This is a genomic window from Brevibacterium sp. (assembly GCF_052105255.1).
In the GTDB taxonomy this organism is placed as follows: domain Bacteria; phylum Actinomycetota; class Actinomycetes; order Actinomycetales; family Brevibacteriaceae; genus Brevibacterium; species Brevibacterium linens_B.
On the sequence record NZ_JBQDYQ010000001.1, the window covers coordinates 1 to 18,942 of the forward strand.

The window sequence follows — 18,942 nt, forward strand, 5'->3', positions numbered from 1 at the left end:
CCTACGACGCCTGGCGGTCGCTCGAGTCCTGATCCGGAACAGGGAGCTGCCGGCCCTGCGCGAGCCGCTTACCCCTCCGGGGCGGGGATGATCGGCAGCTCGGTGGTCACCTCATCCCGGGGAACCGCCTCGGTGCCGGTGGCGATGTTGCCGACGGAATCGTCGGCGGGCATGCCGGTCAGCCGTTCGGGGTGGAGGATCTCGCCGAGCTCGTCCCGTTCAAGTAGCCCGTGCTCAACGACGAGATCGGCGATCGGTTCGTTCTTCGCCAGTGCTTCCTTCGCCAGTTTTGCTGCGGCGACATAGCCGATGACCGGGGCCAACGCGGTGATGACGGTGACCGAGCGGTCGACGGTGTCCTCGATATGCGCCTCGTTGGCGGTGATGCCATTGACGCAGTTGATGCGGAAAGTCTGGGCCGCGCGTTCGAGCCACGTGATCGACTGGAACAGCGAGTGGGCGATGATCGGCTCGAAGGCGTTGAGCTGCAGCTGTCCGCCTTCGACGGCCATGGACACGGTGACGTCGGCGCCGGCCACGGAGTACGCGACCTGGGAGACCGCCTCGGGGATGACGGGATTGACCTTGCCGGGCATGATCGACGATCCCGCCTGGCGGGCGGGCAGCTTGATCTCACCGATGCCGGCCTGCGGCCCCGAGGACAGCAGGCGCAGGTCGTTGGCGATCTTCGACATCTTCAGCGCGCTGCGCTTGAGCGCCCCGGAGAAGGTGATGAAGACGCCGGTGTCGGAGGTGGATTCGACGAGGTCGCCGGCCGTTTTCAGGTCGAGCCCGGTGATCTCACGCAGGTGCTTGATGACCGCTTCCTTGTACCCGACCGGGGCGTTGATCGAGGTGCCGATCGCGGTAGCACCCATGTTCACCTCGCCGAGGAGGGCGACCGCTTCCTCGAGACGTTCGACGTCCTCGCGCAGGGTGGTGGCGAAGGCGTTGAACTCCTGACCGAGCGTCATCGGCACCGCATCCTGCAGCTGGGTGCGCCCGACCTTGACGATATGGGCGAACTCGCGGCCCTTCGCGGCGAAGGCATCGGCCAGGAGCGTGAGTTCGCCGAGGAGGTTCTGCAGTGAGAACGCCAGCGCGATCTTGATCGCGGTCGGGTAGGTGTCGTTCGTCGACTGGCTGTGGTTCGTGTGGTCGTTGGGGTGGATGAACGCGTAGTCGCCCTTGGACCGGCCGGCGATCTCGAGCGCACGGTTGGTGATGACCTCGTTGGCGTTCATGTTCGTCGAGGTGCCGGCTCCGCCCTGGACGACGCCGACGGCGAACTGGTCGTGGAGTTTGCCGGACTTGATCTCTTCGCAGGCGGCGTCGATGAGGTTCGCGCGCTGGTCATCGAGCGCTCCGATCTCGGCGTTGGCCCGGGCTGCGGCCTGTTTGACGCAGGCGAAGGCGCGGACGAAGTCGGGATAGACGGAGATGGGGCGGCGGGCGATGGGGAAGTTCTCGTTCGCACGGGCCGTGTGCACTCCCCAGTACGCGGTGTCGGGGATCTCGAGGCTGCCGATCGAGTCGGTCTCGGTACGGGTGGGGAGGTTCTGAGGGTCCTGTGCAGTCAGGGGAATCGAAACGGTCTGCAGTGAGGATGAAGTCGACTCAGTCATAGTGTTTTCACAGTCTCATCTCTGTCATGTGTTTGAAAATCTCACGATCTCTTCAGCGCGGACTTCTCGACCGCCTCGGCGACGGCCGGAGCGACTCGGGAATCGAGCGCACCGGGCACGATGTAGCCGGGCTCGAGGTCATCGCCGACGAGATCGGCGATCGCACGAGCGGCGACGAGCTTCATATCGTCGGTGATCTCGGATGCATCAGCGTCGAGCGCACCGCGGAAGATTCCGGGGAATGCGAGGACGTTGTTGATCTGGTTCGGGAAGTCGCTGCGCCCGGTGGCCACCACGGTGGCGTACTTGGCGGCGACGTCGGGGACCACCTCGGGGTTGGGGTTCGACAGAGCGAAGATGATCGCGTCGTCGGCCATGTTGGCCAGGTGCGCCTCGTCGATGGTGCCGCCGGAGACGCCGATGAAGGCATCGGCACCGTCGAGGGCCTCGCCGATCCCACCGGCGATTCCGCGCGGATTCGTCGACTCGGCCAGGAACTGCTTGGTCTCGGTCAGATCGGAGCGACCGGACTCGACGACGCCCTTGGAATCGAGGACGACGATGTCCTTGACACCTGCGTCGGCAAGGATCTTCACCACGGCCACACCGGCAGCACCGGCACCGGAGACGACGACGCGGACGGACTCGAAGGACTTCTTCACCACGCGCAGAGCGTTCGTCAGCGCGGCGAGGACGACAACGGCGGTGCCGTGCTGGTCATCGTGCATGACGGGAATGTCGAGGGCTTCCTTGACCCGGTCTTCGATCTCGAAGCAACGCGGGGCGGAGATGTCCTCGAGGTTGATCGCTCCGAAGGTCGGGGCCATGCGGACGATCGTTTCGACGATCTCGTCCGTGTCATTGGTATCGAGCACGATCGGAATCGCATTCAGCCCGGAGAAGGACTTGAACAGAGCGCACTTGCCCTCCATCACCGGCAGCGAGGCGGCCGGACCGATGTCACCGAGACCGAGCACAGCCGACCCGTCAGAGATGACCGCGACGAGCCGGCCGGTCCACGTGTGCGTGCGCGCCAGCTGCGGTTCGTCCTTGATCGCGGTGCAGACCTTGGCCACGCCGGGGGTGTACGCGATCGAGAGGTCGCGCTGGGTCTGGAGCGGTGAGGTGAGCTCGGCGGAGAGCTTGCCGCCTTCGTGCGCCTCGAAGATCTCGGCGTCGGTGATGGGAGTGTGGTTTTCGGTCTGGGAGGTTTCGGTCGGAATCGACATCGTCAGTCCTCATTGCCTGGTTGATGGAGGTGGTCTGCGGCGACATTCGATGTGCGCGCAGGGAGGATTCGGGCGCACTCGACCGGACGGACCCCGTCTCGGGTCCGCCGGCGGTCGGCGTTCGAATCTGGCGGGCGTTGGCCGATGCAGGTGGCTGGTGGAGGTCGTCAGCCTCGGTGGAGTTCGAAGTTGAGACCCTCACCGCTGTCGATCTTCGCGACTCCGACGACGCTGTGATCTTCATTGCCGAGCACGGTGCGCATCGCTTCTTCCGTCCGGATCTCGCTGAACGAGGACACGGATCCGACGATGAGGACCCTGCTGTTCGGCGTCAGGCTCGGTTCGATCGACAGGATGCCCATGTCTTCGTCGACGACAGCGCGAGAGGCACCGAGCTTATCGGCGATGACATGGGCGACCACTGTGTCCTCGGCGTTGAACCAGCTGACGATCACGTCGGTCGAGATCCCCGACAACTCTGCGATGACTGCATCAGCGAGCACATCGACCTGATGCGGTGTCCGGTACATGGCAGGCAGAGTGGAGACAGAGCTGCGACCGGAGGTCTCTGGCGTCGGGGAAACCTCTTCTGCGTTGTGTGCGTCTGAACTGTTCATCGGCTATGAGCTCCTTCGGCTGTCGAGGGTGTGATCATATGGGTGTTCTGCGTGCGATGCAAGGACGACTCCGTCTGGTCTCCGACACTGAGACCGCAGTCGGCGTCGACATGGGTGAAGACCCCGTCGCAGACGGCCCCGACGACCTTGTGACTGAACTCGAAGGTGGGGAACGGAGTGTTCGAGGAACGGCTGAACCGTCGGCTCGTGTCCGGCGACCACGTGTGGTCGCTGTTGACGAGGGCGAAGTTCGCCGGTTCGCCGACCGCCAGCGGTCGACCGGCGAAATCGGCGATGCGCCCGATGCGGGCAGGAGTGGTCGAGGTCAGCTCGGCGAAGCGCCGCCAGTCCAGTCCGCCGCAGTCGGCGAGGACGTAAGCGACCACGGCCGCTGCGGTCTCCAAGCCGATCATTCCGAAAGGTGCCTCACACCAATGATTGTCCTTGCTCTCCGCAGTGTGCGGGGCATGGTCTGTCGCCACGGCGTCGATGGTCCCGTCGAGGACGGCCTCGCGCAGGGCCAGGACGTCATCATCGGATCGCAGCGGCGGATTCACCTTGTACCGCGGATCGGCGAGGGCGGCGATCTCATCGGTGAGCAGCAGGTGGTGAGGAGTGACCTCGGCGGTCACGGGCCAGCCCTGGCTCTTGGCCCACCGGACGATATCGACCGATCCACGCGTCGACAGATGGCAGACGTGCAGGTGGGCACCGAACTCCGCGGCCAGCAAGGCATCTCGGGCGATGATGATGTGTTCGGCGACCGACGGCCATGGCGGCAGGCCCGTCGTTTCCGCCACGGGACCGGCGTTGATCTGACCGTCACCGGCGATCGGGCCGTCCTGAGCGTGCTGAGCGATGGTCACATCGTTCGCAGCTGCCGAACGGAAGGCCCGGCGCATCAGAGCCGAGTCGTTGACGCACTTGCCGTCGTCGGAGAAGACCCGCGCTCCGGCGGCAGCCATGTCCTCCAGCGGGGCCAGCTCGGTGCCCCGGAGTCCGCGGGTGATCGCTCCCACGGGGTGGACACGGGCAGAGGTCTGCTCCCGGGATCGTTCCTTGACCTCCCGGATTCGGTCCGCATCGTCGGTCACCGGATACGTGTTGGCCATGGCGAACACGTCGGTGAATCCGCCCGCGGCCGCGGCACGGGCCCCGGTCGCGATCGTCTCGGACTCTTCGCCGCCCGGTTCGCGCAGATGCGTGTGCAGGTCGACGAGTCCGGGCAGGAGAATGAGGTCGCGGGCATCGATGACTGTCTGTGTCGGCGTCGCGGTGTCGCCGTCCGCCCGATCGGCCGCCGGCTCCATCGCCGCGATCCGCCCGGCCCGGATGGTCACATCTGTGCGGTGACCGCCATAGGGGCGCACGCCCGCGAGGATGCAGTCCCCGGTCGGGTCGCCGACGCCCGATCTCGCGCCCTTGTCCGCGCTCATGCGTTGCCGCCCGGCAGCTGCTCCCATGCGAACACAGGACCGTCGTTGCAGATCAGCGGGCTCTCGGCGCCTTCGCTGCGAGCACCGGACGCGCAGCCGTGGCAGTAGCCGATCCCGCAGGCCATCTGTGCCTCCACCGACACCTGGATCGCGCAGTTCCAGCGTGCGGCCAAGGACTCCGACAGGGTGACCAGGCGGTTCGAGCCACATGTGAGGATCACGTCCGGCGGCGCGGAATCGAGCTCGAGGGTGAGAGCGGTGTGAAGGCATTCGGGGCTGCTAGTCCCGTCAGCGTCCGTGACCTCGAACACCGTCCGGGCACCGTGGCGCCGGTAGAAGTCGGCTCCGATGAGCGACTCCTGTCGGCGTCCGCTGGTCACCGCAGTGATGTCGATGCTGTCGCCGTATTGCTGGGCCACGGTGGTCAGTGAGCAGGTGCCGATCCCTCGTCCGAGGAGCAGCGCTGAGCGTGTCCCCCGCCCGAGGTCGAACGACTGTCCGAGGGGACCGATGAGGTGGATCTGTTCACCTTCGTCGAAGCCAGCGAGGGTCCGAGTTCCATCGCCGACGACTCCGTAGAGGATCTCCACGGTTCCGGCTTCGACGTCGACCGAGTAGATCGCCATCGGCCGGGGCAGCGCCGGCACCGTTCGGTTCTTCCTCGCCACGGTGAGCATGACGAACTGTCCGGGCAGTGCCGTGCTCGCGATCTCCGGTGCCACGACGGTCATGGCACGGTAGTGCTCGGTCAGTGGTCGGTGTTCGACCACCTCGGCGTCAAGGCTTCGGATGCGAGGACGTGAGGCGCGCTGCAGGCCGACGAGGCCCCAGCTCTTCTGCACGGATGCGGTCTCTTTCGCCGAACCGGGCGGAGCGGCTGGTGGGGTCATGGTGGTCATGGGATGTCCTTAGATTGCCGAGTCGAGGCCTCGCAGGCCGGCGATGAGCACGTCGATGCCGCGAACGATATCCGTGGTGTGGGTGAGTTCTTCCGGAGCGTGGCTGATGCCGTGGTTCTGGCTCGGGACGAACAGCATGCCCACTGGGCAGACATGGCTGATCATCTGTGTGTCGTGGCTCGCCCCGCTCGGCATGACTCGGTAGGAGCAGCCGACCTCGTGAGCTGCGGACGTCAGCTGCCGCTGGATGCTCAGCGGCAGAATCGCCGGTGAGGCGTCGGCGACGACCTGCACATCGCTGTCGACGCCGCGTTCGGCCGCGAGCCTTTCGGCTCGGCCGATGAGTTCGAGAGCGGTCTCGCGCTGGCGGCGGTCGTCGGTGTCGCGGATGTCGACGTCGAGACGGCACAGGCCGGGAATGGTCGTCATTGATCCGGGTTCGACCTCGATCGTGCCCACCGTGATCCGCGTCCCGCGGTGACGCGGGTCCGTGGCCAGGGTCTCTCCGGCTGTGATGAGTTCGGCCGCAGCGGCAAGGGCATCGGCGCGCAGGTGCATGGGCGTGCCTCCCGTATGAGAGGCCCGTCCTCGGAATTCGACGTGCAGGCGAGTGCTGCCGGAGATCGTATCGACCACGCCGATCTGCGTGTTCGTGTCGGTGAGCACGCTTCCCTGTTCGATGTGGAGTTCGACGAAGCCGGCCCAATCGTCCGCGCTCCAGCGAGCCTCGTCTGCCGCCTCGGGGTCGAGTCCGACCTCGCGGAAGGCGTCGGCCATGCTCGTTCCCGCCGCGTCGTGGAGGTGGTCGAGATCGGCCGACTCCGTGAGCCCTGCGGCCAGGCGGCTGCCGGTGCAGGCCTGACCGAACCTGGCTCCCTCCTCGGCGGCGAAGGCGACGAATCGCAGAGGATGGTCGAAGGTCTCCTGCTCGGCCAGCTGCCATGCCGCGACCATGGCGGCGATGACTCCGGCGATGCCGTCATAGGCGCCTGCGTTCGGGACGCTGTCCAGATGGGATCCGGTGCCGATGGCTGGTCCGGGCCGACGTCCGGCGAGCTCTGCGATGGTGTTTCCGGCCTGGTCGGTCCAAACGGTAAGTCCTAGATCGGTCATGAACTCCGTGAAGACCTCATGAGCTTCACGTTCAAGGCGCGTATAGGCTAGTCGCGTCACTCCCGGCCCGTGGCCGGTCTCGGTCAGGCGCGCGAACCGGTTGAGCAGTTCGTCGACGAGGGTCTCAGTTGTCGTCTGCGACGCCAGCGATGCTTCGGTGATCGTCGTCATCAGTGTGCCTCCTCACCGGTCTCACCGAGTAGCCCCGGCGCGGTCACCGCGGAGGTCGGCATAGCACGGTCGCCCGGGAGGTCGATCGCGTGCAGGTGGCCGAGCACTGCGGCTCCGCGTTCACCAATCTGCGCTGCCAGGCTGTGTGCCTCGTAGTCGGCGGCGAACAGGGAGACGGTGACGATCCGTTCGCCCGGGTGGATTTCCCCGCTGACGGATCCGTCGGCGCTGATAACGGCCAGCGCCACCCCGGTGTGCACTGACACTGCGGTCGCCAGCTGTGCGTCAGGACCGGTGCGGGCAATGATCCGGTCGGTCTCGGGTCCGATGGACGCCGCGATGCCGGCGGCCAGGCGACGCAGGATCGAGGGTCGGCCCACGAGGATCGGCGAGTCAGCGGTGGGGTCCGAACTGAGTACGGCGCGCAGGTCCGCGTTCAGCTGTTCCTGCGCCTCCGCCGGTGATGGGAGGGGCAGGTGAGCGGCGGTCATGGTTGTCATCTGTGGTCACCTTTTCTGTCAGCGGTCGGGCCGGTCATTCGAGTTCTGTGCCTGTGCGTTCCGGGATGAAGAACATTGCACCGAAGGCCAGCAGGTAGATGACCGGCAGCAGCCCCAGCGCGAACGCGAACCCGTGGTTCTCCGCGATCAAGGCGATGATGAGCGGTGCGAATCCGGCAATGCCGCGGCCGAAGTTGAACAGAACGTTCTGCGCGGTCGCACGCGCCTCGGTTGGGTAGTGCTCGGAGATCAGCGCGCCGAGGAGGCCGAGCATGCCGTTGGCGAAGAAGCCCATGACGAAGCCGCCGACGAGCAGCAGCACAGGGCTGTCGATGAGGCTGTAGGCGAGCACCGAGGCTGCGGCGCCGATCTGGATGATCCAGAAGGTCTTGCGGCGTCCGATCCGGTCACCGAGCTGGCCGAAGATCACGATTCCGAGCATCATTCCCAACACCGTGACTGCGGTCCACAGCGACGAGCCAGTGACATCGAGTCCGATCTGCGTGCTCAGGTAGTTCGGCAACCAGGTGATGATTCCGAAGTAGCCGAAGTTCTGCACGGTCGCGAGTACGGCGATCGCGATCGTCGTCCGGCGTCGGACGGGAGAGTCGAAGAGCACCCGCAGCGAGGACTTCTGAGGTTCGGCGAGTTCGCGTGCAGCTTCCTGATGGGCGACGAACTTCGGGGGCTCGTGGAGGCGCTTGCGGATGATCACGGCGATGACGGCAGGCAGGATTCCGACGACGAAGAGTCCGCGCCAACCGAAGGCGGCGATGATCGGGGCGGAACCCAGAGCTGCGGCGAGGACCCCGAACTGGAAGCCGATGGCCACCCTTGAGGTCGCCCGGGCACGTTTGGACGCCGATACCGCCTCGGAGGCCAACGTCATGCCGATGCCGAATTCACCGCCGATGCCGATGCCTGCGATGAACCGGTAGGCGGCGAGGTCCCAGTAGCCGAAGGCGACGGCGCTGAGACCGGTGAATACGGAGAAGAGGATGACCGAATAAGTCAGCATCCGGACGCGGCCGAGGCGGTCGCTGAGCATCCCGAAGACGAGTCCGCCCAGGACTGCGCCCAGCAGCGTCAGAGTGGTCAGCGATCCTGCCTGGACATTCGTCAGTCCGAAGGTGGCGATGATTCCCGACAGGGCGAAGCTGAGGATGAGCAGGTCGAATCCGTCGAGGCCGTAGCCGATCGCTGAGGCGAAGACGGCTTTGCGGCCGTACTTCTGCTCCTCGACTGTTTCAGGTGGCTCCATTGCCGGCCCGCCTTCCGCTGCGGTGCTGCGACTGGTCGCCGCTCGTGCTGTGGGTGTTCCGTTGTCTGCGTCCATGGTCCTTTTCCTTCGAAGCGGATGGTTCAGTGAGGCATTTCGAGGCTGCCGATGACCTCGTGGAGTGCGGTGATTGCGTATCGTGCGCAGACCTCCGGCAGCTCGTTGATGATGTCGTTCATGGCAGTCGGACGGGTGAAGGTCGCGGTACCGACCTGGACCGCGCCGGCACCGGCGATGAGGAACTCGAGCACATCCCCCGCGGTGGCGACCCCTCCGCAACCGATGACGGGGATGGACACAGCTCCGGCGGCATCGTGGACGAGCTTGAGGGCCAAGGGTTTGACGGCGGGCCCGGTGTAGCCGCCTGCGCCGTTGCCCAGCACGCTTGTGCGTGAGGCGATGTCGATCGCGAGTCCCGGGTAACTGTTGGACACGACGACCGCGGCGGCTCCGGCATCTTCGCAGGCCGCTGCGATCTCTGCGATCGAGGCGACGGTGGGGGTGAGTTTGATGAAGAGGGGCTTGTCCACGATCGCCTTGACGCCGGTGATGACCTCGTGGGCCCGCTCCGGTGAGGCACCGATAGGCAGCCCGTCGTGTTCGAGGTTGGGGCAGGAAATGTTGAGTTCGAACGCGTCGAGGGTCTCGTCGGCGAGTGCGCCGGCGATGTCGTAGTACTCATCGGTGTAGAGCCCTCCGATGCTGACGATGAGTCGGGTTCCGCATGCCTGGTAGTCGCGCAGCAGACCACTGCGGAACCCGGCAGAGCCCGGGCTCGGGATTCCTACGCTGTTGAGCATGCCGTGCGCGGTCTCCGTCAACCTGTGTGCGGGGTTGCCCGCCCGCTGTTGGTCGAACACCGTCTTCGTCACCATCGCGCCGAGGCCGTCGACGTCGATCACTCCGGCGAGTTCGGGTCCGAAACAGCCGGAGGCCGGCATGACGGGATTCGTCAGGTGCACCCCGCCGAGGTCGACACCGAGGTCGACGACCGGTGCGGGGGGAGCTGTGACTGCTGTTGCCGACATCATCGTCCAATCTGAAAATGCGATTTCCACTTTTGCTATGTCGACATTCTTAGTCGGGCGCTTTTCAGGGTGTCAAGCAGATCACGGAACTCGCTTTGAGATTTCCGCGAGGTGAATGCAATCGCTCACATCTGCACCGCCACGCGGTCGTCGCGAGCTGCGGGTGGATTCGCCGGCCCCTACGTCTCGGAAGGGGTGTATCCGAGGTCACCGGACATCTCAGAAGCGGTGTCTCTGACCGTGGAAATCGCCCAGGATTTCGCTTCCTCGGTGCCCATCCGGTGGAAGGGAGCCGCTAGGGTGACTGACGCGACGACGTCGCCGGTCGACGAGCGGATGGGAGCCGAGACGGCCCAGACGTTGTCGTCGAGCTCGGAGTCGCAGATGTCATAGCCGCGTGAGCGGATGAGCTGGAGGTGAGAGAACACCTCGGCGACCGATACCGGGGTGCCGCGCATATAGCGCAGAAGCGCTGATCGGGACAGCACCTGCCGCACCTCTTCCGGATCACGCCAGGCTAAGAGGACCCGCGCCGAGGCGGCGGCATTGAGAGGCATGGTCTGACCGACCCGGACGAACAGTCGCAGCGGTCGTGTCGACTCCGTCATCGCGATGCAGACGACAGCGGCACCGGTGAACTCGCAGAGGAATATGGTCTCGCCGCTGACACGGCCGGCCTCGACCACGGCAGGGTGGGCGGTCACCAACGGAGACTGGTGCTGCCGACCGGCTTCGGCGAGCTCTCGGCTGGCCGGACCGATGAAGTACCGCCTATTCGTCGTCGAGCGGGTGACGAAACCTTCGGATTCGAGCGTTCCCATTAGCCGATGGGCCGAGGACACGGGGATGCCGATCCGGTCGGAGAGTTCGGCGAGGCTCAGGCCGCCGGCGCTGTGAGCCAGGGTCCGCAGAATACTCAGTGAGCGAACGATCACCTGCACACGGCCTCCTCCGAATAGTTGCTGTGAGTCTACGAGCATTGCGGCTCATCAGTCTATCCAGCTCACGGTCGCTGCCGCGCGCTGCGCTCTAGGTGGTCTGCGACGTCCAAGACACCGCCCGCAAACTCCATCTGGTCTCACTCGACTGCTAGGGTACGGCAGCAATGATCGCGATAATGCAGTTCCGTCACTGAGCGGGTTCTTCACTTACTGTCGAAGTAGAGTTCCGAGTGCGCCGCACAGCGGGGGTTGAATGCCGCATAACATTCCGGGCACTCGTCGACCGACTTATACGTCTCGATCGTCATTTCTGTCCAGCAGTTCCCGCACAGAATGGCGGGCTGGTCGAACTTCTCTCGTGGCCACTGCTGTGCGGGATGATCCGCAGTCTCGGAGTGGCACAGGTGGCAGGGATAGTAGCGGTCACAGCAGGCGAAGCGGATGGCGATGATATCGAGTTCGGTCACGTAGTGGACGCACCGAGTGTGCTCATCGACCGTCGGGCCGAATACTTCGGGGATCCGCGCCATAGCTCGGCACGCCTTCCTGAACATCGCGACTAGGGCTGGTGCTGGTCCGATCCAGCCTAACCGTTGTGGTTCTCCACCTGATCTGGTGATCATCCCAGTAGAGTGGAAGACCCCGAGCCGATGAGGATCCATGCCGCAGATTGACGACTACGTCCACCCCTTCGCCGAGGTGGCGCTGAGCAATATCACCCGCGAATATCCGTACGCCTCCCATCATCTGGCGCGGAGTCTGGCCGATATCGTGCCCGCGGTGGAGAAGCACCCCGCATTCGCGAACTCCTATGACTGGCATTCGAGCGTGCACATGCATTCCCTCCTGGCGTCGTTGTTGGAGACTGAAGTGGCCGAGGGTGCTGGTTGGCGCGAACGCGCGCTCGAAGTTCTCTCTTCACACCTGAGTGAGGAAAATATACTCGCCGAGGCTGCCTTCCTCCGTGAGAATCCCTCGTGGGAGCGGCCGTATGGCTGGGCCTGGGCGGTCGAGCTCAATCGGGTGCTCAATGCCAGCGAAGTTCCGGAGTTGCGCGCGCTTGGTACTCACACGCAAGTGCTCGCCGAGACTGTCTTCGACTTGGCGGCTGCATGGCTGCCGAAGGTGGCCAAGCCGGTTCGACATGGAGTGCATTCCAACACGGCGTTCGGACTGCGTCGAATCCTCATCGGTGCTCGAGAGGCAGAACGGCACGATGTCGTCGATGCCATCGCAGGTGCGACTCGTCGATTCTTCGCCGAGGACACGGCGTGGAACTTCCGCCAGGAGCGCAGCGGTCACGACTTCCTCTCCCCCGGCCTATGCGAGGCAGATCTCATGGCTGAAGTGCTCGCCGAGGACGAATTGGCGACGTGGCTACCTGAGTTTCTATCCGAACTCTCGCCGGAGTCACCAGCGCTCACACCGGTCAAGGTCCTGGACCCAACCGACGGCCAGCAGAGCCACCTCTACGGTTTGGGCCTCTCGGTCGCGGCATCGGTGATGCGATTGTCGCCGAGGCTAGAAGCGATCGCGGAGAATACGGGCAATGATGACCTCATGGCGCAGGCCAAAGGCATGTTCACACGGGTCGAATCGCTGATGGCCCCCGGTCTCGAGGCCGCGGTTTCAGACGAGTACGTGTCGTCCCACTGGCTCGCGACCTTCGCGTGGGAGGCCGTTCAAACGAGTCCGGGCAAGTAACTCAAATCAGCTCAACCCACATACATCGACTGAACCTGCACTTCGGATCACTGCACGGCTCGCTTCCATTCAGCTTCGATGCGGTCGGCGGCAGCACTAGAGTCTTCGTGCTCCCATACCCGAATAACGGTCCATCCCGCGTCCTTCAGCTTTCGGTTGACTGCAGAATCTCGTTCCGAGTTTCGGCTGATCTTCGTCGACCAGTAATCTGTGTTCGTCTTGGGCATGATGAAATGCTCCGGGCAACCATGCCAGAAGCACCCGTCGACGAAAACTGCGATCTTCGCCTTGGTGAAAACAATGTCAGCTCGTGACCTGACCCCTTTCATCGGAGAACAGTCCACACGGAAGCGCAGCCCTCGAGAGTGCAGGATCGACCGCAGAGCCAACTCCGACTTCGTGTCACGCCTCTTGTTAGCTACCATGGTTAGACGCGCATGCTCAGAAGACGCCCATGACCCGTTTTCACCCTTTCGTGGGCCACTCTCAGAACTCGTCTTTGCCCACCACCCCAAAATCTGCCAACCGCTGCAGAGCAGTAAGCACCGATTTGGACTGTCGTGCAGTCGGCACCATAGAACCCTGGCGAAGCTTCTCAATTATTCCGACGTTTGTGCTCGAGAGCAGACCCTCAGAAACACCTTCCGAGAGCGCCTTCTCCCATACAGCAGGGGCTATCGCCAGCACTCGCGCCGCATCCTCGAATTCATTGTCCATCGCCTGCAGCTTTCGGGCTTCCGTACGCTTTCCTTGAGCATCAGACTTGTCAACAAGCGCCTTCTTGAACTCTGGACGGAACTCAATAGGTGCGCGTTTGACCCGCTCCCAACACGCCTGTTGCTTTGCCCACTGAGTTACGTTCGCCTGCGGCCTATCTTCCGCGGTCAGTACAGCGAGCACGGTCTCGGCAATTGAGTCGATCGAGCCGAGCATTGTTTCGGGCAGCTCTTGGCGCTTCCATATTGCAGAGAAATCCAATTCGGATCCGGCGAAATGCCGAGGAATCTCATACGCGATTTTTGCCATTGTGTAGGCAACGATATTCGCCAGATAGCCCGACTCGTACCAACTTGCCTGCGCAACTGTACGGCGGATTGCTGAATACAAAATCGCCTTTGCCACGCCATTGCGAAAATATTCCTCATTGAACGCGGACTTCTGTTTTTCCCACAGGTCTGTTGCGTTCTTCGCGAACTCGAGGAAGTTCGACTGAGCACCTTTGCTGACAAGGTGCGGCAGTAGGTCCCATGCATTCAGATACTTCGCCCAGTCGGTCTTAGTGATCTTCTGGCTCTTGGGCACTTCGAGATCAAAAACTTTCACTTGAGCGACTGTCCGATTTGCGCGTTCATTATCGAACTCACCTCTTGTGCGCTCGTAGAACCATCGGGTGCTGTATTGAGCTCCTCTGGCTCGAGGCGCCAGCACCTTTGCACTCAACCTGCTCATGTGCCGGTGGTATTCACTGTTAGAGAAGAAGTCAGCTTCGCTGACCTTGTTCTGGTTGTTGGCATAACGGGAGATTTCCGATACTCGCTCCGCAGCCTCCTCAGAGGCAACGAGCACCAGCTTCATCTGCACATATACATCATCGAGAGTGTTGCTCGAATTGCTCTTCAGGTAGTGTGCCAATGATGCTGTGGTCTGACCTCCGTTGACGATCTGCCAATTGGTGATGCTTTCGATGAAACGAGTGTGGTCATCTCCTGTCGACAAGATCTCTGACGCAGTTGTGGACAGCCCATTATTGAACGCTAGGAACATCTCCGGGTTCTGTTTCAGAGTCTGTTGGATGCCACGGTTGACCTTTCCCCGTGCGCTCAGAAACGTCCGCACGTTCGATTCCAGAAGTCTGGTCCCGTGACGACGGTAGACTTCGGCTAGAACTGTGCCCGGAATGATGCCGACAAATGTTGGATTATCTGAATCGTCCTGACTGGCCAGCATTGGCAGCCCCTCTGGCATCCACTCAGTGAAATCGACATTTGTGTCTTCTTTGCCCGAAGGCGATTCGGCCAGCTGCTGGAACCGGTTGAGGTCCCATATTTCAAATGTTGATCGCAGCCCGGCAACCGTTTCATCAGGAATGTGCTTGATTCGGTCGCTCATCGTCGCGTCGGTGATCAGGAAGAAACGAATCTGCTCATATCGCTCTGAGGCCGTCTTGAAATACTCTGCGTACTCGTACTCTTTCGAACTCTCTTCGAGATAGTCGACGAGGTATCCCCCTTCAGATTGAATCAGGAATGACTTGCCAAAATCGAAGATCTTGTCAGCATCAGTTTTGTTCAGCTTCGCGCCGGATTCGCCGAAATATTTGCCGACCAGAACAATCAGAGAGTCGTCTCCGCCGTCTTCGGCGTACCCGAGGATTTCAAGTCGCTTACGATTTCTGCCGTGGCACGAGACAGGTTCGATGTTCAGGTCGAACATTTCTTCTGCGTCCTGCAGACGGTTCCCGAGCTCTTCTGCAAACGCTTGTATCTGGAAAATACCTTGCCCACTAGCTCGTAGCGCAATGTCGTTTTCGAGCTCGGCGTGGAAGTCATTCATCGTCGAATCCTCTTTTCACTATATGGAAACGTAGCCAAATCAGATCAAGGCAGGGCAAGCTCGGCGGCGAACTTGGCCAGATCTCCGGTCCTCAACGTATATGAGACGTCTCTGATCTGATCAGCAATATCGCCTGCTCGAATCCGCGGAAAATCATCTTTGACGTCGTATACAGCACAATCGCCGTAGCTGAATGCGACGTCTTTCAGCTCGTCGTCGGCGTTCACCAGCCCTAGAGCTATGATCGCGTCGTCTAAGTGTTGGAGGGCATTTTCGTCGTTGGCACATTTGACACGTATGTCCGAAAGGACATCCGCAAAGCCCACTGACTTCGGAGCATCCACGTCGTTTTCGACAAGTGGCCACACTGCAAGTTGCAGTCCATGATCTTCCTGATCCAACTGGCTGACGCTAGATACGGTAATAGTTCCACTGTCAGGTCGGGCCGACTTCACCTCGAGACTGTGCGTCGCCGAAAAGACGAAATCTCGCACAGAGCCCCAAGGCGCTTTCCATCCGGAAAGCACACGCTCCGCGTCACCACCTAGATCGATCAGACTCTGAATTGTCAGCAACTCGGCGATAAGTCCTCTAAGCTCGTCTGCGGAAAATCCTGAACGACCTCGCCCAAACAACTGTTTGAGATCTCGCACTGCAACAAGGAATGAACTCAAGCTAGCTTCAGGCGATTCGCTTTCCAGGCTACTTTCCCACGCAGCCACCATGACAGTCGCAAAAGCCCTCCTCAGACTGGCTTCGCTCTCTTCAAAGACCACGTAGTTCATCGCTCTCTCTTGCCTGAAGTCGTGGATAACTCGGTACCCCCGGCTTGAGCGAAGTCTTACAGGAATCCTGCCTGTATATCCCACTGATACTCGACAATGTCCTGCTCGAGACTGGAGCCAAACATTGAAGTGCGGATGATCAAGCGCATCGAATTCTCCGTCGGCCAACTGAGAAGATCTCACGATGCGTTCAATTGATAGACTCACAGGCCAGCTCCTTCATCTTCGTCTACATCGTCCCAATCACCGAGTCCGAGCTCCAGTCTGGCGTAAACAGAATTGACGATGTATTTGGAGCCGAATTTGGTTCCTCCAGATTCGAGGTCCTCTCTTGTTTCCTGTTCCGATAGTCCCGGAGTCGCCATAACCAAAGCAGGTACTTCCTTCAACTCGCTTAGACGTCTACGGGCATTCCTCTTCTCCGGAGGCATGCTGGCGTCTACCGCCGACGTTGACTCAGGTCCTATCGAAACGGTGTAGATGAGTAGCATCGGGCTCTTTAGCCCAGCCCTCAACACTTCGCTTTGTGTAAGTTCACGCTCGGAATCGTTGGAACCAGAGTACGATTTGGACTTCTTTCGGGCGGCCAGAGCCGCAGCCCGTTCCTCACTAGCGACAGAGGCAACTATGTTTCCTCCGGTAGCCAATCTCCGCTGGGAAAGCCTTAAGTCCTTCCCGTCCTCGGACAGTTCCACGTTGTTTCGATACGATGCACGCGCATCGACATCGTACGGAAGATCAGCCTCTGCAAGGTACGTCACCGGATGTTTGCCGCTTCCGCTCATGAGGCCGACAGTCCACCCGCATTGACGCCCGACGCTAGCTATGCCCGCAGGCAGTGACGAGCCGATACCGAACACCTTGCTTGTAGGTAATTTCGTATTCAGGCTGAAGTCGTGAAGGAAACTTTCAACAGTTTCATGAGCTACACCCCGCCAGTAGATATTTCGACTCCCCGACGACCGTTCAGCGCCTCCAGCGGGCAACATCTCGAGCAGACCTAACACCGCTTGACGATTCTGCTCAGTCAATTGTTCATTGTTCGGAATTGTGTGAGTTTCAAATGCCTTACCTCGGTACGAAAACACTCCGGGAGAATCATGTTTCACACCAGCTCGCTGTTTGTTGGCTGCTGTGATGAGAAAGGAAGTCTCCGGATGCAATCGAATTTTCAGTCCAAATTCCCTCGGGGTCAAATTCAGATCGCGCATTTCGGCAACGCTATTTCGCAGATCTTGCGAAACCCCGGCCACGTAGGTGAAATGATCGATGACTTCACGGTCCATCCAGACTCGTGTCAAATCGTCATAGCCTGGCCGATGCCCGAACCAGCGCCCCATCTGGAGCAATGTGTCCGCGGCGCCCGCTCTACGCGTAAAATAGGAAACGACCAGGCCATCCAAGGTCAGGCCGCGGGCAAGAACATTCCCACCCACGTAGATCGCGGGCCTTTGCTTCCACTCAGCGAGGGACTTTCGAGTGAATGTCGCCAACCGATCATTGCGGTCCTTCATCGTCAGACCGTTCACTAGGTCAATGTGAATATCTTCAGCGACCTTCTGCAGCTCCGGCCCAAGATCGCGTACATCAAGATTTTGCGAAGCAAACTGGGCATTTGCTACTCGTTGCAGCTCCCTTATGATCCTGGGAGTGGCATCACTTCTCTCACCGAAGTATCCAGCCGAAGCGAGGATAGCTTCACCTACAGATTCCACATAATCTTCTATTAGTATTGAAAACTTTTCCTGGACAGCATTGAATCTGGATACATTGACCATCATCGAGGAGGGCGATTGGGCCCCGTCCCTACGGTATCGTTCCGCCGTAGCGAGAAAGAATGCAAGGATTGCATCTTTCAAACTTCGAGCTAACTTATTGACTACAGCATCTTTTTTATGCTTCTGGGGTAGCAATTCATGAAAGTCGTCTATATCCGAATTAATATTCTGTGATTTATCACCCTCAGGTGGGAAATAAAAATCGACCCCTCGATAAGTCGAAGGGCTTTCCAGCGCCACGATGTAATCACGCGGGAAAAGGTCGCGAGCTTCTTTGTCGTCTGCGATAAGGATATTTGCAAATGGTGTCGCAGTGATCCCCAAATAGGAGTTCCGCCGAGAAACCGACAGCAGGTCGATAATCGCCCTATTGACCGCGGTCCGCTCCTTGTCTTTGGCACTGGTATTCACAGATGCCCAATCGGACTCGTCGTCGATAACGACGAGCGGAACATTATGAACATCTCCAACGGCAGTCGAACGGATATATTTGGCGAGGCTCTTCAGAACAGAAGTATTTTTCTTCACCACAAATACGGTCGGATTGCCAGTGGCCAAATTGACTGTCGTGGATTCAGCGGTCTTCATACTGAAGTCATAGCGAGCCGAAGTCAATGCAGTTGTTCCGATATTCTCATCGATCCGGCCAACACCGATCCGTGTGTTAAGTCGCCTCGAGGCCCCATCGCTTCGAAAAGAAGTGTCATCACCAATAAGGTCGGAGTCCAACCGCTCCTGCGTCTGCCTTCGAAGGTCCTCAGTGTGGCCACCGATCACGACGACTATCTGGTACCCAAGATCAATAGCCTTATTCAGCACACCTATATACGTGGCGGTCTTTCCCGACTGCACCTCACCGATAACTAGTCCTTTTCGACTCCAGCTGGCTCCGACCTCCGGATCTCCCAGAAGTTCTACAATCTTGTCGGTTTGTCTACCAAGTGTCCGAACGACGCTCTTGCCCCAACCACGCTCGATCAACAGCCGATCGTATGTTGCGCCTCTGCGCATCTCGACCTTTGCTTTGCGTTCATCGAGCCATGGATCGAAGGTGGACTCGTTCCGAACTGTCGCACCCAACTCCAGCTTGCTTTTATGCGCCGAGGCCAATTCAGTCGCGATCTTTACCGCTCGCTGGTCAGAAATCCTCATGCCGAATTTCTCATTTAGCGCATTGTATTCCAATGCTATTTCATTAATATGGGCAAGATCCGAATCATCGGTTTTCGACAGGATGTTTGCGAGAATGTTACGAAAGGTTTCCTCGTGGGCAGAATCAGTCAA

General features: G+C 60.7%; 16 protein-coding genes. 1 reads left to right on the top strand and 15 read right to left on the bottom strand.

Translation table 11 applies throughout. From position 1 onward, the window contains the following. Positions 1–68: 68 nt before the first annotated feature. The 11 genes from ACTIIH_RS00005 to ACTIIH_RS00055 form a co-directional block, all read right to left on the bottom strand. Complete coding sequence (locus tag ACTIIH_RS00005; protein ID WP_441449940.1) at positions 69–1,625, bottom strand: aspartate ammonia-lyase; 1,557 nt, start codon at positions 1,623–1,625, stop codon at positions 69–71. 41 nt (positions 1,626–1,666) lie between these two features. After that, entirely contained in the window at positions 1,667–2,854 is a 1,188-nt protein-coding gene (locus ACTIIH_RS00010; protein ID WP_441449941.1) for an NAD(P)-dependent malic enzyme, read from the bottom strand. 167 nt (positions 2,855–3,021) lie between these two features. Continuing rightward, complete coding sequence (locus ACTIIH_RS00015) at positions 3,022–3,471, bottom strand: hypothetical protein (RefSeq protein WP_096145672.1); 450 nt, start codon at positions 3,469–3,471, stop codon at positions 3,022–3,024. After that, on the bottom strand, positions 3,468–4,934 hold the full coding sequence (locus ACTIIH_RS00020; protein WP_441449942.1) for a dihydroorotase: 1,467 nt from the start codon (positions 4,932–4,934) through the stop codon (positions 3,468–3,470). Before ACTIIH_RS00020 ends, ACTIIH_RS00015 begins: the two co-directional genes overlap by 4 nt. After that, entirely contained in the window at positions 4,904–5,806 is a 903-nt protein-coding gene (locus tag ACTIIH_RS00025; protein WP_441449943.1) for an iron-sulfur cluster-binding protein, read from the bottom strand. The genes ACTIIH_RS00020 and ACTIIH_RS00025 overlap by 31 nt, the downstream gene beginning before the upstream one ends. Positions 5,807–5,815: 9 nt before the next feature. Then, on the bottom strand, positions 5,816–7,090 hold the full coding sequence (locus ACTIIH_RS00030) for a Zn-dependent hydrolase (protein ID WP_441449944.1): 1,275 nt from the start codon (positions 7,088–7,090) through the stop codon (positions 5,816–5,818). After that, on the bottom strand, positions 7,090–7,590 hold the full coding sequence (locus tag ACTIIH_RS00035; protein WP_441439236.1) for a hypothetical protein: 501 nt from the start codon (positions 7,588–7,590) through the stop codon (positions 7,090–7,092). The genes ACTIIH_RS00030 and ACTIIH_RS00035 overlap by 1 nt, the downstream gene beginning before the upstream one ends. A 34-nt stretch (positions 7,591–7,624) precedes the next feature. Then, positions 7,625–8,851: an MFS transporter gene (locus tag ACTIIH_RS00040; protein WP_441449945.1), complete on the bottom strand. Its 1,227-nt coding sequence runs from the start codon at positions 8,849–8,851 to the stop codon at positions 7,625–7,627. Positions 8,852–8,952: 101 nt separating this feature from the next. Next, positions 8,953–9,900: a dihydroorotate dehydrogenase gene (locus ACTIIH_RS00045; RefSeq protein ID WP_441449946.1), complete on the bottom strand. Its 948-nt coding sequence runs from the start codon at positions 9,898–9,900 to the stop codon at positions 8,953–8,955. 176 nt (positions 9,901–10,076) lie between these two features. Next, positions 10,077–10,838: an IclR family transcriptional regulator gene (locus ACTIIH_RS00050; protein WP_096145668.1), complete on the bottom strand. Its 762-nt coding sequence runs from the start codon at positions 10,836–10,838 to the stop codon at positions 10,077–10,079. Positions 10,839–11,041: 203 nt separating this feature from the next. Next, a complete protein-coding gene (locus ACTIIH_RS00055; protein WP_096145667.1) occupies positions 11,042–11,368 on the bottom strand; it encodes a CHY zinc finger protein in 327 nt (108 codons plus the stop codon). Between the two features lie 130 nt (positions 11,369–11,498). Here ACTIIH_RS00055 and ACTIIH_RS00060 point away from each other — a divergent pair, with 130 nt between their 5' ends. Then, complete coding sequence (locus tag ACTIIH_RS00060) at positions 11,499–12,542, top strand: DUF2891 family protein (RefSeq protein ID WP_101643217.1); 1,044 nt, start codon at positions 11,499–11,501, stop codon at positions 12,540–12,542. A 47-nt stretch (positions 12,543–12,589) separates the two neighbouring features. On the opposite strand, the gene ACTIIH_RS00065 is transcribed toward ACTIIH_RS00060, so the two are convergent. From ACTIIH_RS00065 to ACTIIH_RS00080, 4 genes are read right to left on the bottom strand one after another with little or no spacing between them, the layout of a single operon-like run. Then, entirely contained in the window at positions 12,590–13,141 is a 552-nt protein-coding gene (locus ACTIIH_RS00065) for a very short patch repair endonuclease (protein WP_441449947.1), read from the bottom strand. Then, positions 13,029–15,095 (bottom strand): AIPR family protein, encoded by a 2,067-nt coding sequence (locus tag ACTIIH_RS00070; protein WP_441449948.1) that lies wholly within the window; start codon positions 15,093–15,095, stop codon positions 13,029–13,031. The genes ACTIIH_RS00065 and ACTIIH_RS00070 overlap by 113 nt, the downstream gene beginning before the upstream one ends. 44 nt (positions 15,096–15,139) lie before the next feature. After that, complete coding sequence (locus tag ACTIIH_RS00075; protein ID WP_324777946.1) at positions 15,140–16,087, bottom strand: PD-(D/E)XK motif protein; 948 nt, start codon at positions 16,085–16,087, stop codon at positions 15,140–15,142. Next, positions 16,084–18,942, bottom strand: coding sequence for a Z1 domain-containing protein (locus tag ACTIIH_RS00080; protein ID WP_441449949.1), 2,859 nt, complete (start codon positions 18,940–18,942; stop codon positions 16,084–16,086). Before ACTIIH_RS00080 ends, ACTIIH_RS00075 begins: the two co-directional genes overlap by 4 nt.